General features: G+C 61.8%; 24 protein-coding genes and 1 tRNA gene. 13 read left to right on the forward strand and 12 right to left on the reverse strand.

The annotated features are described in order from the left end of the window. Positions 1 to 19: 19 nt before the first annotated feature. Positions 20 to 520 carry a cupin domain-containing protein gene (locus PWG15_RS04620; RefSeq protein WP_275023331.1) on the reverse strand — a complete coding sequence of 167 codons (501 nt, stop codon included), beginning with the start codon at positions 518 to 520 and terminating at the stop codon, positions 20 to 22. Between the two features lie 192 nt (positions 521 to 712). Further along, positions 713 to 1,399 carry an HAD family hydrolase gene (locus PWG15_RS04625; protein ID WP_275023332.1) on the reverse strand — a complete coding sequence of 229 codons (687 nt, stop codon included), beginning with the start codon at positions 1,397 to 1,399 and terminating at the stop codon, positions 713 to 715. A gap of 249 nt (positions 1,400 to 1,648) precedes the next feature. Here PWG15_RS04625 and ribH point away from each other — a divergent pair, with 249 nt between their 5' ends. The 4 genes from ribH (at position 1,649) to PWG15_RS04645 (ending at position 6,155) form a co-directional block, all read left to right on the forward strand. Next, a complete protein-coding gene (gene ribH / locus PWG15_RS04630; RefSeq protein WP_275023333.1) occupies positions 1,649 to 2,110 on the forward strand; it encodes a 6,7-dimethyl-8-ribityllumazine synthase in 462 nt (153 codons plus the stop codon). Beyond that, positions 2,107 to 2,589 carry a transcription antitermination factor NusB gene (gene nusB, locus PWG15_RS04635; RefSeq protein ID WP_058329384.1) on the forward strand — a complete coding sequence of 161 codons (483 nt, stop codon included), beginning with the start codon at positions 2,107 to 2,109 and terminating at the stop codon, positions 2,587 to 2,589. Before ribH ends, nusB begins: the two co-directional genes overlap by 4 nt. A gap of 5 nt (positions 2,590 to 2,594) precedes the next feature. Next, a complete protein-coding gene (locus tag PWG15_RS04640) occupies positions 2,595 to 3,824 on the forward strand; it encodes an MFS transporter (RefSeq protein WP_275023334.1) in 1,230 nt (409 codons plus the stop codon). A 195-nt stretch (positions 3,825 to 4,019) separates the two neighbouring features. Then, positions 4,020 to 6,155, forward strand: a complete 2,136-nt coding sequence (locus tag PWG15_RS04645) for a sodium-translocating pyrophosphatase (RefSeq protein WP_275023335.1) — start codon at positions 4,020 to 4,022, stop codon at positions 6,153 to 6,155. 70 nt (positions 6,156 to 6,225) lie between these two features. On the opposite strand, the gene PWG15_RS04650 is transcribed toward PWG15_RS04645, so the two are convergent. Next, the gene (locus tag PWG15_RS04650) at positions 6,226 to 6,735 is read right to left on the reverse strand and encodes an outer membrane protein assembly factor BamE (protein WP_275023336.1); all 510 of its coding nucleotides are present in this window, start codon (positions 6,733 to 6,735) and stop codon (positions 6,226 to 6,228) included. Positions 6,736 to 6,873: 138 nt separating this feature from the next. Between PWG15_RS04650 and PWG15_RS04655 the strand changes: the two genes are divergently transcribed. From PWG15_RS04655 to PWG15_RS04680, 6 genes are all read left to right on the forward strand, one after another. Next, on the forward strand, positions 6,874 to 7,413 hold the full coding sequence (locus PWG15_RS04655; protein WP_275023337.1) for a ubiquinol-cytochrome C chaperone family protein: 540 nt from the start codon (positions 6,874 to 6,876) through the stop codon (positions 7,411 to 7,413). Between the two features lie 104 nt (positions 7,414 to 7,517). Continuing rightward, positions 7,518 to 8,069: a YceD family protein gene (locus PWG15_RS04660; RefSeq protein ID WP_275023338.1), complete on the forward strand. Its 552-nt coding sequence runs from the start codon at positions 7,518 to 7,520 to the stop codon at positions 8,067 to 8,069. A 201-nt stretch (positions 8,070 to 8,270) separates the two neighbouring features. Next, on the forward strand, positions 8,271 to 9,329 hold the full coding sequence (gene plsX / locus PWG15_RS04665; RefSeq protein WP_275023339.1) for a phosphate acyltransferase PlsX: 1,059 nt from the start codon (positions 8,271 to 8,273) through the stop codon (positions 9,327 to 9,329). Between the two features lie 4 nt (positions 9,330 to 9,333). Beyond that, a complete protein-coding gene (locus PWG15_RS04670; protein ID WP_275023340.1) occupies positions 9,334 to 10,305 on the forward strand; it encodes a beta-ketoacyl-ACP synthase III in 972 nt (323 codons plus the stop codon). Between the two features lie 92 nt (positions 10,306 to 10,397). Beyond that, the gene (locus PWG15_RS04675; RefSeq protein ID WP_113536913.1) at positions 10,398 to 10,736 is read left to right on the forward strand and encodes an integration host factor subunit alpha; all 339 of its coding nucleotides are present in this window, start codon (positions 10,398 to 10,400) and stop codon (positions 10,734 to 10,736) included. A 139-nt stretch (positions 10,737 to 10,875) separates the two neighbouring features. Next, positions 10,876 to 11,412, forward strand: coding sequence for a MerR family transcriptional regulator (locus PWG15_RS04680; protein ID WP_275023341.1), 537 nt, complete (start codon positions 10,876 to 10,878; stop codon positions 11,410 to 11,412). Between the two features lie 415 nt (positions 11,413 to 11,827). Here the strand turns inward: PWG15_RS04680 and PWG15_RS04685 are convergent, their stop codons facing one another. After that, positions 11,828 to 11,992, reverse strand: coding sequence for a hypothetical protein (locus PWG15_RS04685; protein WP_275023342.1), 165 nt, complete (start codon positions 11,990 to 11,992; stop codon positions 11,828 to 11,830). 310 nt (positions 11,993 to 12,302) lie between these two features. Here PWG15_RS04685 and PWG15_RS04690 point away from each other — a divergent pair. Continuing rightward, positions 12,303 to 12,379: transfer RNA gene (locus PWG15_RS04690), tRNA-Pro, on the forward strand. A 64-nt stretch (positions 12,380 to 12,443) separates the two neighbouring features. Here the strand turns inward: PWG15_RS04690 and PWG15_RS04695 are convergent. Genes PWG15_RS04695 through PWG15_RS04715 form a run of 5 tightly spaced genes read right to left on the reverse strand, consistent with a single transcriptional unit; the run spans position 12,444 to position 18,256 of the window. Next, the gene (locus PWG15_RS04695) at positions 12,444 to 13,637 is read right to left on the reverse strand and encodes a glycosyltransferase (protein ID WP_275023343.1); all 1,194 of its coding nucleotides are present in this window, start codon (positions 13,635 to 13,637) and stop codon (positions 12,444 to 12,446) included. Between the two features lie 2 nt (positions 13,638 to 13,639). Then, positions 13,640 to 14,884, reverse strand: a complete 1,245-nt coding sequence (locus tag PWG15_RS04700) for an O-antigen ligase family protein (protein WP_275023344.1) — start codon at positions 14,882 to 14,884, stop codon at positions 13,640 to 13,642. Then, positions 14,881 to 16,443: an undecaprenyl-phosphate glucose phosphotransferase gene (locus PWG15_RS04705; RefSeq protein WP_275023345.1), complete on the reverse strand. Its 1,563-nt coding sequence runs from the start codon at positions 16,441 to 16,443 to the stop codon at positions 14,881 to 14,883. Before PWG15_RS04705 ends, PWG15_RS04700 begins: the two co-directional genes overlap by 4 nt. 59 nt (positions 16,444 to 16,502) lie before the next feature. Beyond that, entirely contained in the window at positions 16,503 to 17,675 is a 1,173-nt protein-coding gene (locus PWG15_RS04710) for a glycosyltransferase family 4 protein (protein WP_275023346.1), read from the reverse strand. Positions 17,676 to 17,680: 5 nt separating this feature from the next. Then, positions 17,681 to 18,256: a polysaccharide biosynthesis/export family protein gene (locus PWG15_RS04715; protein WP_275023347.1), complete on the reverse strand. Its 576-nt coding sequence runs from the start codon at positions 18,254 to 18,256 to the stop codon at positions 17,681 to 17,683. A 204-nt stretch (positions 18,257 to 18,460) separates the two neighbouring features. Here PWG15_RS04715 and PWG15_RS04720 point away from each other — a divergent pair, with 204 nt between their 5' ends. Beyond that, entirely contained in the window at positions 18,461 to 20,662 is a 2,202-nt protein-coding gene (locus PWG15_RS04720; RefSeq protein ID WP_275023348.1) for a GumC family protein, read from the forward strand. A 56-nt stretch (positions 20,663 to 20,718) separates the two neighbouring features. Here the strand turns inward: PWG15_RS04720 and PWG15_RS04725 are convergent, their stop codons facing one another. From PWG15_RS04725 to PWG15_RS04735, 3 genes are all read right to left on the reverse strand, one after another. After that, positions 20,719 to 21,963 (reverse strand): GNAT family N-acetyltransferase, encoded by a 1,245-nt coding sequence (locus PWG15_RS04725; RefSeq protein WP_425536737.1) that lies wholly within the window; start codon positions 21,961 to 21,963, stop codon positions 20,719 to 20,721. A 153-nt stretch (positions 21,964 to 22,116) separates the two neighbouring features. Then, the gene (locus PWG15_RS04730; protein ID WP_275023349.1) at positions 22,117 to 22,857 is read right to left on the reverse strand and encodes a metallophosphoesterase family protein; all 741 of its coding nucleotides are present in this window, start codon (positions 22,855 to 22,857) and stop codon (positions 22,117 to 22,119) included. A gap of 33 nt (positions 22,858 to 22,890) precedes the next feature. After that, entirely contained in the window at positions 22,891 to 23,103 is a 213-nt protein-coding gene (locus PWG15_RS04735) for a DUF2842 domain-containing protein (RefSeq protein ID WP_043611500.1), read from the reverse strand. Between the two features lie 171 nt (positions 23,104 to 23,274). On the opposite strand from PWG15_RS04735, the gene PWG15_RS04740 reads away from it, so the two are divergent. Continuing rightward, the gene (locus PWG15_RS04740) at positions 23,275 to 24,378 is read left to right on the forward strand and encodes a COX15/CtaA family protein (RefSeq protein WP_275023350.1); all 1,104 of its coding nucleotides are present in this window, start codon (positions 23,275 to 23,277) and stop codon (positions 24,376 to 24,378) included. Positions 24,379 to 24,411: the final 33 nt, after the last annotated feature.

Consider the following 24,411-nt stretch of genomic DNA (forward strand, 5'->3'; position numbering starts at 1 on the left):
ATCCTATGATGTGGTGAACTCAGGCGCCGGGCTCGCCGTCCCAGTAATCGACGGCGCTTTCCGGCCGGCCGACGAAGCTCAATCGACTCTGGCCATCGGCACCGCGCGTCCTGGCGAGAAACTTGCCGGAGTCCGGGTATTCGCAGATATCGGTTGCCGCCTTGGTCGAGATCGACAGGTACTTGAGCGGCACCGTGCCGGTGTTGATCAGGTGATGCGCCGTTTCCGGCCCGCCTGCAGGCGCGCCCAGAATGTCACCCGGGCCCACCGAATGACGCTCGCTGCCGAAGCGGTACGTGCCTTCGCCTTCGAGGATGATGAAAAGCTCTTCCTCGACGTGATGATTGTGGAACGGACAGCCGGATTTGCCCGGGGGCACTTCACCGTAGCCGATACCGAGGTCCTTGAGGCCCAGCAACGCGCCGAAGGAGGCGTCGCTCGATTCGAAACCTTCGCCTTTCGTCCAATGATCGAGGGTGAGGGTCCTCGGATTGACGATCGGTTTTCGCATTTCGGTCATGTCTTTCTCCCTGATGCCGCGCATTCTGCAAGAAGCATCCCACTCCGTTCCTATCCGTGTCGCGCGAACGAGGGAACGTCAACCGACAAGCGTCGAAATTGATAAACGTCACGTTGATTAAGTCCCGATTTTGCAATCCTATGACGGTAATTGCGGCGGCTTGCATCCGGATCACATCGGCCCGTGCGCTTGTCACGGGGTCGCTTTGAGCGCTTCGCGGACGTCATGGAGGCTATTGGCGATGCCGACGCATATGGCCCGCACGTCCTCCGTCGCAGGCAGCAGGTCTGGAACCATCACCGTCATCATGCCGGCCGATGCTGCCGACCGCGCGCCGTTGTGGCTGTCCTCCAGGGCGAGGCAGAATTCCGGTGCCACGGCGAGCCGCTTTGCTGCCGTCAGGAACGGATCCGGATGCGGCTTCCCGCGGGCATAGTCGCCATAGGCAACGACGGTTGGGAAGCGCTCGGTCAAGGCGAGTGTCCCGAGATTGCGCTGGACGTCTTCGTGTCGCGACGATGTCGCGATCGCAAAGCGCAGACCCATTTCTTCCAAGTGGTCGATGAGTTCGATCACCCCCTCCTTCAGGCGAAGCTCTGTGGCCACCATCGTTTCGAAGTGCGCCGACGCACGGTCCCAGAATTTGTCGGCATCGAATGCCTCGCCGAAATGCTGCTTCAGCATGGACCGCGTCGCGTCGCCCGGAAGGCCGATCATGTCGAGACAAAGCGCGGCGGACATCTCGTAGCCAAAATCTGGTGCGGTCCGCACCATGGCGTCGCGCGCAAGCGCCTCGGTGTCGAAGAGCAGCCCATCCATATCGAAGACGACCGCTTGAGGGGCGCGGGGGAGGCGGATCGTTGACCGGGTTTCAAGCATGCGGGTGCCTCGTCTCGTTCCTGTCTGGTACCCGAACTTGCTGGTCTGCGCTGCAAACCGCAAGCGATCATGCCATTGTGTTCGAAGGCTGAACGTCGAGGATGGTCTTTCAGGCCTGCATTCTGGCGCTTTCCGGCGTGGCAAAAGGCCGTCCGTGGCGGAATTTGCTTGCCATTCGGCGCCGGGCATGGTTTGACCGCCGCCTCAGCCGGTCGCACCCGGCGACGAACTCTCAAAGACAGGTGATCCATGGCAGAGACCACGGCAGCCCACATCCTGATTGTGGAAGCGCGTTTCTATGACGATATGGCCGATGCATTGCTCGACGGCGCCAAGCATGCGCTGGACGCAGCCGGGGCCACCTATGATATCGTGACGGTTCCGGGTGCGCTCGAAATTCCGCCGGCCATCGCCATGGCGCTCGATGGTGCCGATGAGGGCGGTACGGAATATGACGGCTTCGTCGCGCTCGGCATGGTCATTCGCGGCGAGACCTACCATTTCGACATCGTCGCGAACGAATCTTCGCGGGCCATCATGGATCTCGCCGTGAGCGAAAGCCTCGCTATTGGCAACGGCATCCTGACGGTTGAGAATGACGATCAGGCTTGGGCACGGGCCCGCCGGTTGGAAGGTGACAAGGGTGGATTTGCCGCACGTGCGGCGCTCACCATGATTGAATTGAAGAAGAAACTGGGCACGGAAAAGTGACGAAGACACCCTCGGATCAGCCTCTGAAGCAGGTCAACCAGCGCGGCGCCGCGCGCCTTGCCGCCGTGCAGGCGCTTTATCAGATGGACATTGGCGGCACCGGCGTGCTCGAAGTGGTTGCCGAGTACGAGGCGCACCGCCTCGGGCAAGACGTCGATGGCGACACCTATCTGAAGGCTGACGCCTCCTGGTTCCGCTCGATCGTCGCCGGCGTCGTGCGCGACCAGCGCAAGCTCGATCCGTTGATCGGGTCCGCGCTTCAGGACGATTGGGCACTGTCGCGGCTCGATTCCACCGTTCGCGCCATCCTGCGTGCCGGCACATTCGAGATGCTGGAGCGCAAGGACGTGCCGGTTCCGGTCATCGTTACCGAGTATGTCGAGATCGCCAAGGCCTTCTTCGAGGACGACGAGCCGAAGCTGGTCAATGCCGTTCTCGATCGTATAGCCAAGCAGGTTCGTAGCGAGTCCAGGAAGTAGAGTTTATGGTTGCGGTTGCTGCGGATGACATGGGGGCCACCCTTCGCGAAGCGCGCCGCAACGTTTTCCATCTGACTGCCGCACAGGCCATTCTCGGCGTCGTCGGGCCGATCTGCTTCTCCATCGGCGGTGTTGCCGGATACCAGTTGCTGGCGGACGACAAGTCGCTGGCGACAGCACCGCTTACCGCCTTCAACGTTGGCATGGCACTCGGTGTCGTGCTGGTCGCGATGCTCTCGCGCGTGATTGGCCGCCGTTTTGCGTTCATGACCGGGACCGGGATTGCTGCCGCAGGGGCGGCACTCGCCGCGGTCGCTCTCTTCCGGGAAAGCTTCTGGCTCTTCGCCTTTGCGCTGGCGATGCTCGGCTCGTCGAACGGCTTCACCCAAAAGCTGCGTTTCGCCGCCGCCGATGCGTCGCCGTCGTTCTACAAGCCCAAGGCGATCTCGCTGATCCTTGGCGGCGGCATCGTTTCGGCCGTGCTCGGCCCCCAGATTGTCATTTTCGCCGGCGACCTGTTTGCGCCCGTTGCCTTTGCCGGCGCTTTCGTCGTGCTGCTGCCGATCTGCCTGCTCGCAGCGTTCTTCTTCGCGCCTCTTCGGTTGCCCGAACCCGGTGCGATGGTGAAAGATCACCACGATCAGGCCGCGCGTCCTCTCGGCGCGATCGTACGCAGCCAGCGCTTCGCCACCGGCATGATCTGCGGCATCTCCAGCTATGCGCTGATGACCTTCATGATGACCGGTGCTCCTGTCGAGATGGTGGTGGGCTGCGGGTTTTCGACCGAGCTCGCGACGCTTGGCATCCAGTGGCACGTGCTGGCGATGTTCGCCCCGAGCTTCTTTACCGGCTGGCTGATCAGCCGCTTCGGTGCGGAGCGTATCGTCGGATGCGGCCTGCTGTTGCTGATGGCCTGTGCGACTGTGGCGCATATGGGCATCGAGCTCTGGAACTTCTGGGGCGCCCTGGTGCTGCTTGGCCTTGGTTGGAACTTCGGCTTCATCGGCTCGACGGCGATCGTCGCCAGCAGCTACCGTCCGCAGGAAGCCGACAAGGTCCAGGCCTTCCACGACATCATTCTGTTCACCACCGTGGCGCTGTCGTCCTTTGCTTCCGGCAAGGTCCTTTCGGCCTATGGCTGGGACACGCTGAACGCGGTCGTCTGGCCGGTCACCATCGTCTGCCTCGTGCTTCTGCTGTTGTTGAAGCGCGCGCCGCGGAAAGCCGCCGCCTAACTCTTTTTTCCGGACATTCAAAGTTGCCGGAGCGCCTTCCTACTGGCGTTTTCCGGGGCTTGACGATCTCCCGTTGCAACCGCACTCTGGCCGCGCCGTGAGGGGTGCTGCTTGAGGAGGTGGTGCGTGATTCGCGGTTTTGAGGGGCCCGTGGCCGGGAGTGAGTCTGCGGGTTGTAACGGAGGGTAATGCGAAATGACCATTTTATTGGGCGTTATCGCATGCGGGTTGCTCGCGGTGGCTTATGCCATATGGGCAACACAGTCGGTGCTGGCCGCCGACCAGGGGAACGCCCGCATGCAAGAAATCGCAGGCTACATTCGTGAAGGGGCGCAGGCCTATCTCACGCGACAGTACAGAACCATTGCCATCGTCGGTGTTGTCGTTTTCATCGCCGCTTGGGTTCTTCTTTCTCCCGCCGCCGCTTTCGGCTTTCTGGTTGGTGCGATCCTTTCGGGCGCTGCGGGCTTCATCGGCATGCATGTTTCGGTTCGGGCAAACGTCCGCACTGCCCAGGCGGCTTCCGTCAGCCTTGCCTCCGGCCTCGACATCGCATTCAAGTCCGGTGCGATTACCGGCCTTCTCGTAGCGGGCCTGGCGCTTCTCGGCGTCTCCGTCTACTACGTCGTCCTCACGGCCGGTCTCGGGCATGAGCCCGCCTCGCGCGAAGTCATCGACGCGCTGGTCGCGCTCGGTTTCGGCGCTTCTCTGATCTCCATCTTCGCCCGTCTCGGCGGTGGCATCTTCACCAAGGGTGCCGATGTTGGCGGCGACCTCGTCGGCAAGGTGGAAGCCGGCATCCCCGAGGATGATCCGCGCAATCCGGCGACGATTGCCGACAACGTTGGGGACAATGTCGGCGATTGCGCCGGCATGGCCGCCGACCTCTTCGAAACCTATGCGGTCTCGGTCGTCGCAACCATGGTGCTCGCGGCGATCTTCTTTGCCGGCACGCCGGTGCTCGCGACCGTGATGGTCTATCCGCTGGCGATTTGCGCAGCCTGCATCATCACCTCGATCGTCGGCACCTTCTTTGTGAAGCTTGGGTCCAACAACTCGATCATGGGTGCGCTCTACAAGGGGCTCATCGTCACCGGCCTGTTGTCGATCCTTGGTCTCGGGGCGGCCACGTCGTTTACGATCGGATGGGGCACGATCGGCACTGTCGCAGGCAAGGACATCACCGGCTGGAGCCTGTTCCTCTGCGGCATCCTTGGCCTGGTCGTCACGGCTCTGATCGTGGTGATCACGGAGTACTATACCGGCACCAACAAGCGGCCGGTGAACTCGATCGCCCAGGCCTCGGTCACTGGCCACGGAACGAACGTCATCCAGGGTCTCGCCGTCTCGCTGGAGTCGACGGCTCTGCCGGCGATCGTCATCGTCGGCGGCATCATTTCCACCTACCAGCTTGCCGGCCTCTTCGGCACGGGCATTGCCGTCACCGCCATGCTCGGCCTTGCCGGCATGATCGTGGCGCTCGATGCGTTCGGACCGGTAACCGACAACGCCGGCGGCATCGCCGAAATGTCGCATCTGCCGCCGGAAGTGCGCAAGTCGACGGACGCGCTCGACGCCGTCGGCAACACCACCAAGGCCGTCACCAAGGGCTACGCGATCGGTTCGGCCGGTCTCGGCGCGCTGGTGCTCTTCGCGGCCTATTCGAACGACCTCAGCTACTTCGCCGCCAATGGCGACAAGTATCCGTACTTCGCCGATGTCGGGCAGATCTCCTTCGATCTCTCCAACCCCTACGTCGTGGCTGGATTGATATTCGGCGGCCTCATCCCCTACCTCTTCGGCGGTATCGCGATGACGGCGGTCGGCCGTGCGGCCGGATCCATCGTCGAGGAGGTTCGTCGCCAATTCCGCGAAAAACCCGGCATCATGCAGGGCACGGAGCGGCCGGACTATGGCCGCGCCGTAGACCTGCTGACGAAGGCGGCGATCCGCGAGATGGTCGTTCCCTCGTTGCTGCCGGTGCTCGCACCTGTCGTCGTCTACTTTGGCGTGCTGCTTCTGTCGGGCTCGAAGGCCTCGGCCTTCGCAGCACTCGGCGCATCACTTCTCGGTGTCATCGTCAACGGCCTCTTCGTGGCGATCTCGATGACGTCGGGTGGCGGCGCCTGGGACAATGCCAAGAAGAGCTTCGAGGATGGCTTCGTCGACAAGAACGGCGAACGTCATCTCAAGGGCTCGGATGCGCACAAGGCGTCCGTCACAGGCGACACCGTTGGCGATCCCTACAAGGATACGGCCGGCCCCGCGGTGAACCCGGCGATCAAGATCACCAACATCGTGGCGCTGCTGCTTCTGGCCATCCTCGCCTGATCGCATCGCCGAAACGAAAAAGGCCCGCGGAAAGCGACTTCCGCGGGCCTTTTGCATCGTGATGGGTGAACTACTTGCTACCGAAGTCCTTGAACAGGCTCTTTGCGGCAGCCTGACCGGCGCCCGGTCCGCTGAGCAACTGGCCGAGGAAGCTCGTTTCCTTGCCGCCGGTCGGCGTCGTGCGCGACAGCATGTCGAAGACCTTGCCATCCTTCAGCGTATAATGGGCGAGCTGGCTGACGGTACCTTCCTTGTCGAAGTAAACGGCCAGGATCGACTGATCGACCAGCTGCGGCTTCATGAAGGCGACGGGACGCTTGCGGGTCTGCGAAATGTAGTAGAACACTTCGTTGTCGAAGGTTGCGGTCGTCGACGGCGTGCCGAGCGACAGGAGCACCTGCTCACGGCTGGAGCCGACGGGAACGAGGTTTAGCGTTTCCTGGTCAACCACATAACCCTGATGAAGGACTTCACCGACATTGGCGGACTGGCAGGCTGAAAGGGTGAGACCGGCGATGGTAGCTACGACCGCCACGCGGCCGAGGGTTTTAAAGTTTTTTCTCAAATACCGCTTCGTCAACGACAGCTCCCCTTGGAGAAACGATGGCAGATCCGCCATTGCAATTCGTGCCTGCTTCGGTAAACCAGCTTCGGCTGTCATGCAACAACGGGATGGGCGCTTGCGCGCATTTCGAGAAAGCCAAGCCCGAGCTTTGTGATGATTTTTGGACTGTTCAAAAGAAAAAGCGGCAACACCGCGATTGTCGAGCGGCAGTATGCACTGCTGACGTCGGCCGCGCGCCAACCTTATCTCTACACCGACCTCGATGTGCCGGACACGGTCATGGGGCGGTTCGAGATGCTGTCGGCTATGCTGATCCTCTACTTCCGCCGTACACGTGCCTCGGCGAGGCCCGGCCAGGAGATCGCTCAGGAGATCATCGATGCTTTCTTCGAGGACGTCGATCACTCGATCCGCGAACTCGGCGTGGGCGATGCCGGCGTTCCGAAGAAGATGAAGAAGCTCGCCGGCATGTATTATGGTCGCCTCGAATCCTATGCGGCAGCGCTGGAGGCGAAGGATACTGCTACGTTGGCGGCGGCACTCAAGCGCAATTTCCATCCCGATGGCGGCGATGCAGCACCTTCGATGGAGGCGCTTGCGGACTATTTGCTGACTGTCGAGGCGCAACTCGCCGACATCGGCGAAGAGGTTGTCGAGACCGGTCAGTTGCAGATTCCATCCGCTGGCGCTTAATAGAGCGGTTATTAAGAGATATCAGCGTCGCGAGCCGGAACCCGGGCGGCAGCTGCATTCGCGACTGGGCGGCACCAATCGCCCTGGCGAGGAAGGATCCGATCATGAAAGACGATAGCCAGCCGGCCTTCTCCTATCCGGTGAAGGTAGGGCATATCTCGGCGAACGCTGTCAGCGTGCAGCTTTCCGCAAACGAGCGGGAAAGGGCGGCACTGGCGAAGCTCTGGGGGGTCAGCGAGGTGCTGTCGCTGAGCGCAGAATTGCAGATCGCACGCTGGAAGAAGGATGGCATCAAGATCAAAGGCGATGTCACTGCCCGCATCGTGCAAAGCTGCGTCGTGACGCTCGAACCCGTCGAGGCTGACATCCATGAGCCGGTCGAAGCGATCCTGGTGCCCGAAGGATCGCGTCTCGCGCGTCAGGCGAGCAACGACGGCGGCGAGATGATTCTCGACCCGGATGGTCCCGACATCCCCGACACCTTCACGGGAGACACGGTCGATGCCGGCGTGGTCGTCAGCGAGCAAGTGGCGCTTGCGATCGACCCCTATCCGCGCAAGCCGGGTGCGTCTTTCGGTGCGCGGATCGAGAGCACCTCGGCGGACGACAAGAAGCCGAACCCGTTTGCAGTTCTGAAGGACTGGAAAAAGGACTGAGGCCGCGAAAGCCTCTTCTACAATTCGGTTGTCACGCAACGGAAAAGCAGTATTTTGGCCCCAAACCGGCCAAAAGAGCCGTGAAGCGATCTGCCGCGTGCTTGGCTCAAGCGTCAGAAGCAATATGTTTCGTCATTGCGTCCCAGGTGAGTGCGCCACGACGGCACGTGTTGTGTGGCAGAAATGAAGGATAAGACACGCGTGGTCAGAATTTCACTTGACGTGATGGGTGGCGACTATGGTCCCGAAGTCGTCATCCCGGGTGCCGCAAGAGCGCTCGAACGTCATCCGGACATCAAGTTCGTGTTGTTCGGCATCGAAGCGCAATGCGCGGAACTCCTGGAAAAATATCCGAAGCTCAAGGCCGGCAGCACCTTTTACGATTGCGAAATCGCCGTGGCGATGGACGAAAAGCCGAGCCAGGCGCTTCGCCGCGGCCGCGGCAAGTCGAGCATGTGGAAGGCGATCGACGCGATCAATGCCGGCGAGGCCGATGTCGTCGTTTCGGCCGGCAATACCGGCGCGCTCATGGCCATGTCGGTCTTCTGTCTGCGCACGATGCAGGGCATTCAGCGCCCGGCGATCGCTGCCATCTGGCCGACGCTGAAGGGCGAGAGCATCGTGCTCGACGTCGGGGCGACGATCGGTGCCGACGCGCAGCAACTCATGGACTTCGCGCTGATGGGCGGCGCCATGGCGCGGGCGCTCTTCGAGATCGAACGACCGATGGTTGGGCTCCTCAACGTCGGCGTCGAGGAAATCAAGGGACAGGAAGAGGTCAAGGAAGCTGGCCGCCTGATCCGTGAAGCCAATATCGATGGTTTTGACTATTACGGTTTTGTCGAAGGCGACGATATCGGCCGTGGGACGGTCGACGTCGTGGTGACCGAAGGCTTTTCCGGCAACATCGCGCTGAAGGCCGCCGAAGGCACCGCGCGCCAGATTGCCGAATATCTGCGCGCCGCAATGTCGCGCACCCTGCTTGCCAAGATCGGCTATATCCTGGCCAAGGGTGCGTTCGATCGCCTGCGCGAGAAGATGGATCCGAGGAAGGTCAATGGCGGGGTATTCCTTGGCCTCAATGGCGTCGTGATCAAGAGCCATGGTGGGGCGGACGCCGAGGGTTTCGCAGCCGCGATCGATGTCGGCTACGACATGGTGAAGAATGGCCTGAAGTCGAAGATCGAACTCGATCTGGCGAAGTACCATGGTGCAGAACCGCCCCAGGCCCTTTCCGCCGGCATGAATGATGAGGTTTGAATAGATGATCCGTTCCGTCGTTCGCGGCTTCGGTGCAGCATTGCCGAAGCGCGTTGTTACCAATCAGGAGCTGGAATCCAAGGTCGATACGTCCGATGAGTGGATTGTGCAGCGCACCGGCATCCGGCAGCGCTACATTGCCGGCGAGGGTGAAACGACCGCGTCGCTCGGCGAAGGTGCCGCGCGCGCCGCGCTCGCCAATGCCGGGCTTACACCAGATGACATCGACCTCATCATCCTGGCGACCTCGACCCCGGACAACACGTTTCCGGCAACCGCAGTCAATATCCAGGATCGCCTTGGCATGCGCCACGGTGCAGCCTTCGACATGCAGGCCGTCTGTTCCGGCTTCGTCTATGCGGTGACAACGGCCGATGCCTATATCCGCGGCGGGCTTGCCAAGCGCGTGCTGGTGATCGGCGCGGAGACGTTTTCGCGCATCCTCGACTGGAGCGACCGGACGACCTGCGTGCTCTTCGGCGACGGAGCCGGCGCCATCATCCTGGAAGCCCAGGAAGGCGAGGGTACGAATGCCGACCGTGGCGTCCTGATGGCGAAGCTTCGCTCCGATGGCGCACATCGCGACAAGCTCTATGTCGATGGCGGCCCTTCGACCACGGGAACGGTGGGCCATCTCAAGATGGAAGGCCGCGAAGTCTTCAAGCACGCGGTAGGCATGATCACCGACGTGATCGAGGCAGCCTTCGAGGCGACCGGAACGACTGCGGAAGACCTGGACTGGCTGGTGCCACACCAGGCCAACCGCCGCATCATCGATGGCTCTGCCAAGAAGCTTGGCATCCCTCTCGATAAGGTTGTGGTGACGGTCGATCTGCATGGCAACACGTCTGCGGCCTCCATTCCGCTGGCGTTGAACGCGGCGGCAAGTGACGGACGGATCAAGAAGGGGGATCTCGTCCTGCTCGAGGCCATGGGCGGTGGCTTCACTTGGGGCTCCGTGCTCCTCCGCTGGTAAAGAAATTGCTTAAGCAACAGGTGCTTGACCGCAAAAGGTAAGGGCAATAGTCTTCGGTCGCTGATCGGCGTACCAGACGTTGGTGGGGGAAGATGAGCGGAAAAACAGTAACACGGGCGGACTTGGCTGAGTCGGTTTTTCGCAAGGTAGGTCTGTCACGGACAGAGTCTGCCGAGTTGGTGGAAACCGTCATTGACGAAATATGCAACGCAATCGTGCGTGGCGAGAGTGTGAAGCTGTCTTCTTTCGCGACTTTCCAGGTCCGCGACAAGAACGAGCGCATCGGGCGAAACCCGAAGACCGGCGAGGAAGTGCCGATCTCGCCACGACGTGTGATGACCTTCAAGGCGTCGAATGTGCTCAAGCAGCGCGTGCTGAAGGCCCATCTCAGCCGCAGGGCCAAGCAGAAGCCGGTATCTCCCGTCGCGTGAAGTCATGGCGTCGGCCACAAATGTGGTTGAAAACCCATCCATAAGCCGTTGAAATGGACCCGATTCGTGCCATCATCGGTATGATATCGGTTCATTGCGGCCCGCGAACGTGAGTCGCGTGACATGGATTGGGAACCACATGGAAAAGAGCCCGGACGCTTTTCGCACCATCAGCGAGGTCGCAGACGATCTCGATCTGCCGCAGCATGTTCTGCGCTTCTGGGAAACCCGTTTCCAGCAGATCAAGCCGATGAAGCGCGGCGGCGGCCGCCGGTACTACCGGCCTGAGGATGTCGATCTCCTGAAGGGCATCCGGCACCTGCTCTATGATCACGGCTACACCATCAAGGGCGTGCAGAAGCTCCTGAAGACCAATGGCAACAAGTTCGTTGCCGCCATCGCCAGCGGCGATTTGGCAACCGTCGAGGCGCTCGCCGCATCGAGCAACGAGGAGCCGGCGCCGCCCAAGGCCGGTGTTTCGGAAGAAGATCAGATCGTCGGTCGCGCCAAGGCACCGGCGAGTCGCCGCTTCTTCTCGTTCGGCGGCGGCAACGACGACGTGCCGGAAATCTCGCTCGGCAAATCGTCTTCCGTCGGCAAGGAGGATCGGGCCCTGCTTCAGGAGGCGCTCTACGATCTCCTGGAATGCAAGCGCCTGCTCGATCAGGTTCGCTGATAGCGTCGGCTACCGCCGGCAGGAGCGTGTCCCCGTGCGGCGAGGCGCTCCGCTTTCTTGATCATGGCAAGATCGGACGGGGCACGCGGGCGCGCAGCTTGCGTGGTTGTGCCGCAATCAGCCGATACTACCGGCTGGGACATCAACGAAGATTCGTCCGATCGTCAATTTGCGAGGTTGGCGGGCCACCTGCTTATACGTGCTCCGGCCACGGCGGAGGGGCAAGCCGCTCTTGCGTTGCCGTCAGCGGGAGAGAGACTTCTCACTGGAGTGTCCCTCCACGTTTGGCCACCCACACTGAAAGTGTCGCGGTCTGCTGCGCCGTGCGTGCGTATGACCAGACAAAGGACGCTCTGGCACTCTGATTCCAGAGCATCTTTCTGTCCGCAGTGATTCCATTTGGGGATAGGGCGATTTAGTACGAAAGGCGGAAACCGCCGGGGCTCGATGCGGAAACATCAGGCTGCGGGTAGGGGCCGGTCCACTGTGCGTAGGTTGTGTTGGTCGAACCGGACGTCGCGCATCCCGACAAGGTCAGGACGACGATTGCGGCCACGGCCATCAGAGATTTAAGAGGCATGGTCTACTCCTAAAGAGGGAGGCTCCAGGCCTCAAGGGCCAGTACCAAACTGTCCCCCAAATCGGTGGTGATGGCAAGCTCACGCTACGTCAGGTGCGGCGTTTCCAGCGATGTGATTTCAGGTTTGGTGAAGGTTCCATTGCGATGGACGGCAGCCGATGTCCGGGCGCTATTCCGACAGGATAGACCGATCTTCTCCTCGGGCTGCAGTGGAACGGAGGCTTTTCCACGCCGGAGATTTCTTTTTCACCTCGAGTTCGAAATTCCCGCTTGCGCTCTAAGCGCTGGTTATATAGGGGTTTCCTCGGTTCGGAGCGTAGCGCAGCCCGGTAGCGCACTTGACTGGGGGTCAAGGGGTCGTGGGTTCGAATCCCGCCGCTCCGACCATTCTTCTCAATCCTCAATCCCCCAGAGAGCGATTGATCTACCTTTCATTTCCCTCTTTGCAGCGCTACTCCGCCGGCTGAAGGATCGCTGAAACGCGGCGTTTAGCGGCCGCCTTCTGATAGAGCATCTCTGTTTGATCGAGCATCACGTCGAGCGTGAAGCGGTCTTTCAGTCTTTGCGCGATGGTGGACAGTTTCTTGAATGTCTCCGGTGCTGCGGCCTTGACCATTGTCTTGGCGAGCAGGGACGTATCGTCGCTGTTCGGCAGGATGAAACCGTTCTGACCATCGTCGATGACCGTGCGGGCACCGCCGATATCGGTGGCGATAATGGGCTTGCCTGCGGCCGCGCCTTCCAGCATCACGTAGGACATGGCTTCGTAGCGGCTCGGCATGATCAGGAGATCGAATGCCGGTGCGGCCTGCGGTCCGATGAACGCCGCGGTCAGGTGCATGCGATTCTGCAATCCACTCTCAGCCATTGCCTTGCGCAGGCTTCCTTCGAGTTCGCCGGCGCCGACCATCACCAGATGGCTGTTTTTCACGGATGCGGCGATGCTCTTGAAGGCCGCGATCAGACGCTCCGGCGCCTTCTGCGCGGAGAAGCGGCCGATGAAGCCGAAGACGAAGGCATCCGGCGCGATCCCGAAACTGGCCCGAATCGTTTGCGCCATCTCGCATGAGGGCGGGGCAGCGCCGTTAACGATTACAGACATCCGCTTTTCCGGCATGTTCAGCGACAGCGCGTGACGGTATTCATCCTCTGAAACACAGATCAGGTGATCGGTGAGGAAACGCGCGAGACCCCATTCGATCGTGCCGTAAATCAGGCGGCCGGCGCGGCCGAGCGTCGGGTCGAGGGTTCGAAAGGCGTGCGGGGTATAGAGACGCGGAACATGGGGGCCGGGTAGGCGCAGGCGCGTCAGCGCGCCGGCCTTCGAACTGTGGCCGTGGATGATGTCGAAGTTGCCGCGGCGAATGAGGCGGCGCAATTCGAGAAAGCAGCCGATATCAGAAGGCCCCGGCGCGCGCTTCATGCCGACTGCGTGGACGGCCGGCAGGCCGATCGCCTTCAATTCCCGCACGAAACCTTCCTCGGCGCGCACCGGCGAATAGACCGCCTCCACATGATGCCCGCGCTCGTGCATGCCGCGGCAGAGATCGAGGAAGTGTCGGCCCGAGCCGCCGCCACTCGGCTCCAACACTTGCAGCAGCCGCAGGGGAAGGGCCGGGCGCCGGCCCGGAACGACGTGTTCCATGATCAGGAGCTCCAGCCGGTGCGTGCTTGCCGGCGATGGCGATATTCGAGGGCGGCACATCCCCAGATGATGCCGAGAAGCAGGTAGAAATGGCGCCAGTGGTCGGTATCAATGACATTGCCGACGCCGACATGGCCGAGAACGGCGACCCAGGCGATCATCAGGTAGGTTTGCCAGGGGCGGTTGAGCAGCAGGAAGCGGAAGCCGAGCGAGAGCGTCCAGATGATCAGGGTGACATAGCTGATGAAGCCAAGCCAGCCGTATGAGGTCAGCGATTTCAGCCAGACATTGTGCTCGTCTTCCGGGAAGATCGTGCTGAAGACCATCGGCCCGATTCCGAGCGGCTTCTCCATCGACATCAAGAAGCCCAGCCGATGGCGATCGAAGCGACCGAGATGACCGCCATCGTAGTCCTGCACGAGTTGCGACCGGCTGGAAAAGAGGGTTGCGACCTGCTCGGATTGAAGGGCGACCAGAAGTGCGCCGACGACCAGGAACCCGCCGACGAGCGCCAGGACCAGGATCCTGAGGCGGAAGAAGCCGCTGCGCTCCTTGAGCAGCATGACGAAGACGAAAGCGACGACGCAGAAAAGGTTGAGCGCCCAGGCGGCGCGCGAAAACGACAGGAAGACACCGAGCGCGAGAACCAGCAATGCGGCTATCTTCGGCAGAGCCTTCTGGATTGGCTGCGTCAGGATACCATGGATCAGATACATGGCCGGCACCGAGAGAAATGGCCCGAAAACGTTGGGGTCCTGAAAGGCGCCCTTGGCGCGACCGTAGAGCGTGAAGTTCTCCGCACCTGGAACCGCACCGAAATAGCCGAGGATGCCGAGCAGTGCGGTGATGACGGCCGCGGTGACCCAGGCATTGAAGATCAGTCGCAGGCGTTCGTGGCGGTCCTCGATGATCGCGGCGTAGAAGGCCGATGACAGCGCAAGAAATCCGGAGACCGCCATGTACATCGGTCCCTTGGTGAGATCGACCATGACGGTCAAGGACAGAATGCCGCCCACCATGAAGAGTGTCAGAAGGGCAAGCAGGGGAGCGACGCTCCGCGAAATCTTGAGACCGAAGAGCGCCCACAGGCCGATGAGCGCGACCAGGAACAATTCATAGGGCGCAGGCTCGAAAATGACGAAGCCGGAAAGAAACACGGCGAAGGCCACCAGCCCGGAACCGAGCAGCGAGAGCGCCGCAAGCTGTGGGCGAGCGATCGGGAATCGGCCTGTTTCGACGGTGCTCAATAGGCATTCTCGGTGTTGAGAAGCCGGAATGGCGTCAGGAACAGGATCTTGAGATCGAAGAGCAGCGACCAGTTTTCGATGTAGTAGAGATCGAAGGCCGTGCGCAGGCGGATCTTCTCGTCATTGTCGATCTCGCCGCGCCAGCCGTTGATCTGCGCCCAGCCGGTGACGCCGGGCTTGACGCGATGGCGAGCGAAGTAACCTTCGACGACGTCGGAATAGGTGCGGTTCTGTGTCTGCGCGAGAACGGCATGAGGGCGCGGCCCTACCAGCGACAGTTCGCCCTTCAGCACGTTGAAGATCTGAGGCAGCTCGTCGATCGAGGACTTGCGGATGAAGCGGCCAACCGCCGTGACGCGCGGGTCACCCTTGGTCACGGCGTTACGCGCCGAGGGGTCGCTCATATGGGTATACATCGAGCGGAACTTGTAGACCTCGATCGTCTCGTTGTTGAAGCCGTGCCGCTTCTGCTTGAAGATGATCGGGCCGGGAGAGGTGGCTTTGACAGCGATTGCCGCGCCAAGCATGATCGGCCACAGGAGCACCAGGGCGACCAGGCTGAAGAAGATGTCGAAGCCGCGCTTGGCAACGGAGTCCCAATCGGCAATCGGCTTGTCGAAGATGTCGAGCATGGGGACATCGCCGACATGGGAGTAGCTGCGCGGGCGGAAACGCAGATTGTTGGCGTGGGCGGCGAGCCGGATGTCGACCGGCAGGATCCAGAGCTTCTTCAGAAGCTGCAGAATGCGCTTCTCCGCCGTCAGCGGCAGCGAGATGATCAGCATGTCGATGCGCGCCAGGCGCGCGAACTCCACGAGCTCGTTGACCGTTCCAAGTTTCGGATAGCCGGCGATGACATTTGGCGAGCGCCGCTCGTCGCGGTCGTCGAAAATGCCGCAGATCCGGATGTCGTTGTCGGGCTGATCCTCAAGCGTGCGGATCAGGTCCTTGGCCGGTTGGCCGCCACCGACGACCACGGCGCGGCGCTCCATCGTGCCATTGCGGGCCCAGTGGCGAATGGAATAGGCGATGAAGGCCCGTTCGGCGAGGAGAAAGAGCGCGCCACCGACGAACCAGCCGCCGAACCAGACGCGGGAATATTGGTGGCCGGATTTCAGGAAGAAGAGGGCGATGGCGATCCCACCGAAGGCGACCGCCCAGGCCGCGAGAATGCGCGGCATCACGCGCAGCCAGGCACGCAGCGCCGGGATCTGGTAGGTATCGGCGATCTGCATCGCGGCAACCGCCAAGGCAGAGCCTCCCATCAGGATCGCCAGGTAGAGCGGCAATTGCTCGAAGCCCGGCTGAACGTAGAGGGCGTTGATCGCGTAGCCGATTGCGAAGAGCGTGCTGAACTCGAAGAGCCGCATCAGCCCCATGATCATGGCCGGCGAATAGGTGTCGGCCCGGAACTGCTCGGCGATTTGACGCGCCAGCGGATTGAGTTCAGCAGACGGTTCGCCGCTCGGCATCTCGCCCGGCGCACGGGCACGGATTTCCGAAATCTTCTTGCGAAGCGCTTCGGGATCGAATGATTCCGGGCGGTCAAACTTGTTCATGGCTGTCTTCCGGCGCTGAAGTCCCTCAGTCCGGATAGCAGAAAGCCACTAAGAAACGCTTACGTTGTGGGCGACACGCTATCCGTCGGTGGCTGGTAACGGCACAATTCCCGATAGAGCTCTAACATGTCGGACGACATTACCGAAGCGGCGAACCGCGACTTGAAGGTGTTCGGCTCAGGCATGACCCGCGCCGCCCAGTTCTTCTCGCTGATCGAGCGAGCCATGATTACGGCCAGTGACTGAACGTCGGCCGGTTCAGCGAGTGCGGCGCTGTCGGCCCCCAGTATTTCCGGGATGCCGCCGACACGGCTGGCAATGACCGGCTTTCGCGCCGCGAGCGCTTCGAGAACGATGTAGGGCATGGACTCGGCACGCGAGGGAACGACGACGTTGCGCGCAAGCGTAAACGCTTCGCGGGTCTTCATCGCCGGTTGCATCTTGATGCGGCGGCTCAGGCCCTGCTGCAGCATCAGTTCGCTGTATTCCTGTTGTTGCGGGCCGTCGCCGATCATCAACGCCGAAAGGGGGCGACCGACGAGGCGCTCGGTCCGTGCGAACGCCTCCACAAACAAATCGGGACCCTTCAGGTCCCGCATCATGCCGATATAGAGGAAGTCGACAGCATCCGGCCGGGGGGCGATCACCTCGAACTCCCCGTCGTCTATCCCGTTGTAGATCAGTTCGTGCCGCACGCGCGGCGCACCAACCTTGGTGAAATAGGTCTGGCGCTCGAAGTCGCAGACGAAAACGAGCGCATCCGCGAGCCGCTCCTGAACCCGTTCCATCGGGAACACAAGTCGCCCGATCAGGGAGCGGCGGCGATAGTGGAGGCTTCCTCCGTGCGGTGAATAGAGGCGGGCTACGCGATACCTGTTGACCCGCAAGGCTGAACCGATGAGGCGGGCAATGGCGCCACCCTTGGCGCCGTGCCCATGCAACACATCCGGTCGCAAACTTCTGATTTCCTTGTAGCCACGCCACAGCGCGGCAAAATCCGACGGCCCGACTGAGCGGTGAATCGGCATGCGAACGAGGCCGAGCGCCAGATAGGGCCGAATCTCGTCGAACAGTGAATCCTCGTGGCTGCCCCCGGTGGTACTGTCGCAGAGAATGCCGACCTCGTGGCCGGCGCGGGCATGCGCCTCGGCGAGATCGCGCACATGGCGGAAAATTCCGCCGACGGGCGATCTGAAACAATGGATGATGCGCAGGGGACGCTGTTGCTGCATCGAGATCAGAACAGCCGCTCGCGGACGTAGATCGTATCGCCGGCGAGAACCGCGTCGGTGATCGGAACCCGGCCGGTGATAATGCGGCCGTTGATCTTGCGGGTAATGTCGGCGTTGGATTGGTTGGCGCGCGGCGAGAAACCGCCGGCGACAGCAATTGCATTCTGCACCGTCATCCCGGGCACATAGGCATATTGTCCGGCCTGGCCGACCTCACCCATGATGAAGACCGAGCGGTAGCGATCGACCTCGATCGTCACGTCGGGGTCGCGCAGGTAGCCCTGGCGCAACTTGGCGGCGATCATGCCTTCGAGCTCCGGCAGGGTCTTGCCGCGCGAGGCCACCGTACCGATCAGCGGAAACGCGACGTAGCCGGCCTGGTCGACCGTATAGGTGCCACTGAGGCCGGCCTGTTCGAAGACGTTGATGCGCAGGCGATCGCCGCTATCGAGGCGATAGGGCTGGATGGTGGCTTCGCTGAAAGCCTTCGGCGCCGGCTGGTAGCTTGTGCAACCGCTGAGCAACATCGACAGCGCTGCCGCCGTGATCGCGAGACCCGTCTTGATAGCTGCGGTTGACATGCGGTTCATAGGCTCCGGAAACGACCCACCTTTTCAGACGTTATCGATCCGTTAGGGTTAATAGCCGGTAAACTCGCGGTAGAATTTTTGCTGCGTATCGCTGCAACGGGGAGGGGTTTATCGCCCGGAAGTTGATTGCATTAACCCTTGCGTTACCATGTTCCTTTACCCTCCGGCAAAATTTGAAGGTTCGGAGCCAGTAGCATGTCGGGAAGCGGCAGCGGTCAACAGGATGTGGATATCGACCTCGGCGGCCTGTTTCGCGCTGTCTGGGATCGGCGCGTCAAGGTGCTGCTCGCAACGGCCTGTGTGACTGCACTCGCCTTCGGTGCGGCGAAGATGATTGCGCCGGACTATCAGAGCGAAACCCGCGTGCTGATCGAATCGCGCGAACCGGAATTCAGCGGCCCCAATCAATCTTCACAGGCCGGCGCCGATCGCGTCTTCGACGAATCCGGGATTCTGAGCCAGGTGCAGGTGCTGCGTTCGGCCGACCTCATCAAGCAGGTCGCGCGCAACATGAAGCTCTATGAGCTTAGGGAATTTGATCCATCGGCGGCGCCCTCGGCGCTTTCGGATATTCTCGTCATGCTCGGCCTCAAGAAGAATCCCTTGGAAATGCCGCCTGAGGAGAGGGTGCTCAAGGAATTCAACGACAAGCTCCAAGTCTACCAGGTCGAGAAGTCCCGCGTGATCGCGATAGCCTTCACCGCGAAGGACCGCCAGCTTGCGGCCGCCGTGCCGAACGAAATGGCGAAGGTCTTCCTTGAGTTGCAAAGCGGTGCCAAGCTCGACACCAATTCCGAGGCGACCCGTTGGCTGGAGCCGGAGATCGCCAATCTGCGCGAGAAGGTGCGTGATGCGGAAGCGAAGGTTGCCGCCTACCGCTCTTCGTCCGATCTGTTGCCGACGGGCGAGACGACGAATTTTGCGACGCGGCAGCTGACGGATATCTCGACCGAACTGACCCGGGTACGCGGCGAGCGCGCCAATGCGGAAGCCCGCGCTGCCGGCGTGCGCGCGGCTCTGGCAAGCGGTCGGGCACCGGACACGATCACCGATGTCGTCGGATCTCAGATGATCCAGCGTCTCAAGGAGACCGAGGCGAACCTGCAGGCGCAGGTTGCCGACCTCTCGACGACGTTGCTTGACGGCCACCCACGCCTGAAGGCGTTGAAATCGCAACTCGAAGGCATCCGTGGGCAGATCCGCACAGAGACGCGCAAGATTCTGACGAGCCTGGAAAACGAGGCGAAGGTCGGCGAACTGCGCGAGCAGCAGCTCGTCCAGCAGCTGAACGCGCTGAAGGCCCAGTCCGCACAGGCCGGCGAGGAAGAGGTGGGGCTGCGCGCGCTCGAGCGCGAAGCCACAGCACAGCGGCAGCTGCTCGAGACCTATCTCGCACGTTACCGCGAGGCGACGTCGCGCACGGTGGAAAATGCGACGCCGGCCGATGCACGCGTGATTTCAAACGCGGTGGTTCCGACCAGCGCAAGCTTCCCGAAGGTTCTGCCGATCACCATCGTTGCCGCTCTCGCGACGTTCCTGCTGAGCTGCGTCGCGATCATGCTCGGCGAACTGTTCAGCGGCCGGGCGCTGCGTCCGGTTTCGGCAACCGGTGAGCGGCTGGCGCCCGCTCGCCCGCGGCCGGCCTTGGCTGCAAGCGCCACCGATATTCCGGTCGTGGCAGCGGATACGCCGCCCGAATTGGCGTCTGTCACCGACGATGCTGCTGATGATGATGCAGTCGACCTGCTGCCGGCGGCGCAAATACCGGCTGCAGATACGTACACCGCGGAGGTCGCTGCCGAACCGGATTTCTCGATCGAAGCGGTGGCTGAACATTTGCGCGAAACCGGCGTGCGCGTCGCGATCTCGGTATCTCCGGGCGGAGACGAGGGATCGACGGCAACCGTGATGCTGGCGCGCCTGCTGGCTGAAGACAATATCAAGGTGGTGCTGATCGACCTGACCGGTTCGGCCTGCCCGACGCGGCTGATGGCGCGCTCGGCTCAGCTTCCCGGCATTACCAATCTGCTGGCGGGGGAGGTGCCTTTCACCGATACGATCCACGCTGACCGCTTCTCCGACGCCCACATCATTCCCCAGGGCGATGCCGACCCACGGCAGGCGATGAAGGGCATCGAACGGCTGAAGATGATCATCGACGCCCTGACGAACGCTTACGAGCTCGTTCTGGTCGAGTGCGGTCCGGCAGACGAAATGGCGGTCGAGAAAATTGCCGGCCGCGACGGCGCAGAGATCATCCTGTCGGCACCGTCGGTCAGTGATGAGCGGATCGTCGAGGTTTTGACCGGATTCGGTGCGGCCGGCTATCGCGACATCGTTCTCATGACCGGGCAGGCAGAAACAGATCCGGAGTATCCCGACCGGGATGCCGCCTAGGCGACGACGGCGCGCCGGCGGCGAGAAGTGAATGAGGGCTGCTGTTGTTCAGCCCTTCAATCTGCGGCGTTTTGTGAATCGGCTTTGCCTTGTCCGAACCGCCTTGCGCGCTGCAAGCGGGCGTAGATGGCCTTGTTCGACTTCGCCGCTGCCTTTGCGCGCACGACAAGATGATGGCGCAGGGTAGCAAGGCGCCCAGGAAGGGTCACCGCTAAGGTAATGTCGCGCAACGGCGTCTCGATCGTGCACCACGATCGCTTGTAGGGTTGGTCGCCGACGCCAAAATCGAACAGGCGCAGGCCTTGCGCCGAGAGACGCTCGATCATCCGATAGAACAACAATTCACCCGGACTTGCTTCGCCGGCCAGCGCCTCGTCGATCGAGCCGAACTGGCAGATGGCATGGTCGCCTTTGAGCGAAAGCCCCGCGACGGCAACGACCAGCCCGTCATGTTCTCCTTTAAGGCGGATGGCGTTGAGTTGCATGAGCTGTGATTTGCCGTTCTGATGGGAGGCAAGCGCATGGAAGAATGTACGTGTCTCAGCGTCCTGAAAGACGTCGGGAAGGCCGAGAGTTGCAAAGCGTTTCGCCTTCTGCCGGAAGAAGGTATCAAGCAACGACTGCGCCTCGTCGGGGGTGCGGGCGATCACATAGTCGTAGCCGCCCATCTCGGCCAGTCGCCGTTCGGAAATCCGCATCTTTTTGCGGCGGCGCTTGGCGTTGACCTGAGCCAGTGTGAGCTGAATGCTGCCGAGGAGGGGCAGCTGAAATGACGCATTGGGATTCGCGACGCCTGGAAGTGCGGCGAAGGGGCTGACGCCGCCACGCCATTCGCCCGGGATCCGGTCGAGCATGACGGCATCGGCGAAGCCGCGGAGCGCCGTCCGAATGTCCCGGGCCAAGGCTTGGGCCAGTGCCGGCGTCATGGCTGCGGAGGCGCCATCGACAAAGAGCCCGGTATTGAGGTTGCTGTGTTCCGTTCCGATCAGACGCGCTGTTCGAAACAGGCGCCCGTGCCTGAGTTCCAGCGGAAGGATGAGGAAAAGCTCGCCATCGAACGCAACGCGCAGCAGCAGGAGATCGCTGTTGTGGGTTTCCGCCCAGGCGCGGCACCAGTCATAGGCGTGATGCAGCGAATTGCCCGCGAGGCTGTCGAGTGCGCGCCATTCGGCTTCCAGCGGCTGCATGGCGCGATGGATCGAGATATCGAAACGGCGTGTGGCATCGGTCGGACTGACACGCAAGGACGCATGCGCGCGGCGGGTGCCGGAGCTGTCCACGGTAAGATCCGAGTTCGTCATCGAAGGTGCCATCCGGTCCCTGTTGCAGACCGATTGAACCTCAAGCCCGCTACGATCCGTTTAAATCGAGAATACTTATCAGCCCAAAGACGAAGAACCGGCGAACGCAGTTAGCAAAGCGTGAAGTGATGCGGGCCGCTGCAGCGGCGGCTTTCAATCAAGGAAGCCCGTTGCAAGAGCCTTCGCCCATTCCAGCCGATTGCGGCTGGCCGCGAGCCGGGACATCGCTGTCCAATCATAAGGCACGCTGCGGAAAGTCACGCTCCACCCTGCGGCCGACTGTTCGATGATGGCGTAGCGCGCGTCCGGCGATCCGGCTTCGACCTTGTGCGGCACCGGCTGGTCGTCGTCATAGCCGGGGCAGCCGACGCTGCCGGGATTGACGACAAGGCGGCCGTCCGAGAGGCGGACGGCGCGCTGGATATGCGTGTGCCCGCACAGGATCACCGGATAGTTGATGCCGGCGGCTTCCGTCTCGATCGCCGAACGCGCCGCCATATGGACAGTGCCGTCAGCCGTCAAAGCCTCCAGCCAGTAGGTCTCGTCGTTCGTCGGCGTCGCATGGCACAGGAAAAACGTGTTTTCATGAACGTGCGCGACGGGCAGGGTGGCCAGCCATTCCCGATGCCGCGGCTGCAATTCATCGTACGCCGCGCGATCCGACTGCCCCAATTCGCGGGGATCGATGGTGAGGAGATAGCGATCGTGATTGCCTCGGATCGAGAGGATCTCCCGCTCGATCAGGATGTCGGCGGTCCGCGCTGCGTTGAGCGGGCCGCTCAAGTGATCACCGAGATTGACGATGTCGGTGATGCCGAGCGCATCGATGTCGGCGAGCACGGCCTCAAGCGCGAGATCGTTGCCATGGATATCAGCGATAACCGCAAGCTTCATCGGCGTCTCCTCGGATGGCTGCCGAACCGGGGATCAACGATCGCGCGCCGGCTTTTCCATCCATTTGATAATCAGCATCGCCGGCAATATCCAGAGCAGGCCGGTGAAGAAGAAGTAGGCGAGATGCACGTACCACGGTGCAGCACCGAGCAGCAGAGATGCAAAGGTGACGGCCGCCAGCGCATAGACGACGACGAGGATGATGATCAGGATCGTGCCGATCAGCTTTCTGAGGCGTACGGGCATTTCACTTCTTTCAGACGGCTGACATGGGCGCGAACGGCCGCGACCGCATGCCGCAAAGGTTTCGGCCTTGTTTTGCATGCCGCTCTGGTGCAAATCAACGGCTTTCCTGAAGGTGCGACCGTTGATCCGTCCGGTCGCGCCGCTGAACCCTGCGATATCAGAGGGACAATTATGGCCGGCGTCGAATTGGCGACAGAACAGATGCTCCGAAACGAGATCAGCAAGACCGACCGTAACCGTCGGCAAATTCGCGGCTGGCTCGCCGTCGTACTCTTTACGCTCTTCGCCCTGGTGCTAGTCGGCGGCGCCACGCGGCTGACCGAATCGGGCCTGTCGATCACCGAGTGGAAGCCGATCCATGGCGTCATCCCGCCGCTTTCGGCCGCGGAGTGGGAAGAAGAGTTCCAGCTCTACCAGCGCATCCCGCAGTATCAGCAGATGAACAGCGGCATGACGGTTGACGAATTCAAGACGATCTTCTGGTGGGAATGGGCGCATCGGCTGCTGGCGCGCACCATCGGGATCATTTTCGCCTTGCCGCTCGCGTTCTTCTGGCTGGCCGGCCGGGTCGAGCGCAAGCTCCGGATGCCACTTCTCGGCATCCTCGCCCTGGGCGGCTTTCAGGGGTTCATCGGCTGGTGGATGGTTTCTTCCGGCCTCGTCGAGCGGACAGAGGTCAGCCAGTACAGGTTGGCGACGCATCTCGTCATCGCCTGTCTGATCTTCGCCTCTTGTATGTGGATCTTCCGCGGGCTTAGTCCACACTCAAACGACGCCGCGCCCACGGATCGTTCGCGCAAGATGGCAATGATCATCGCGATCTTCAGCCTGTTCCAGATCTATCTCGGTGCGCTTGTCGCCGGCCTCGACGCCGGCTTCAGCTACAACACCTGGCCGCTGATGGATGGTGCGGTCATTCCGCAGGACCTGTTCCTGCAGCAGCCCTGGTGGATCAACCTGTTCGAGAACCCGAAGACGGTGCAGTTCGTTCACCGGATCGGCGCCTATGTGCTGTTCGCCTTCGCGCTGATGCACATGATCGCTTCGCTGCGGGCCGCGCCCGAAACAACCCATGCCCGCCGCTCGGTTCTCCTCTTCGTGCTGATCAGCGCCCAGGCAGTCATCGGTATTACCACGCTGGTGCTGCAGGTGCCGATCGGCTGGGGCGTGGCGCATCAAGGCGGCGCGCTTGTGGTGCTCGGCTTCGCCATCGCCCACTGGCGTGGCTTCTACGGCGAATATCCGCGGCCGACGGCGATCGAGCTTCGCGGCTGACATTCGGCATTCACGACGAACAAAAAAGACCCC

This window comes from Ensifer adhaerens (genome assembly GCF_028993555.1).
GTDB classification, from domain to species: Bacteria; Pseudomonadota; Alphaproteobacteria; order Rhizobiales; family Rhizobiaceae; genus Ensifer; species Ensifer adhaerens_I.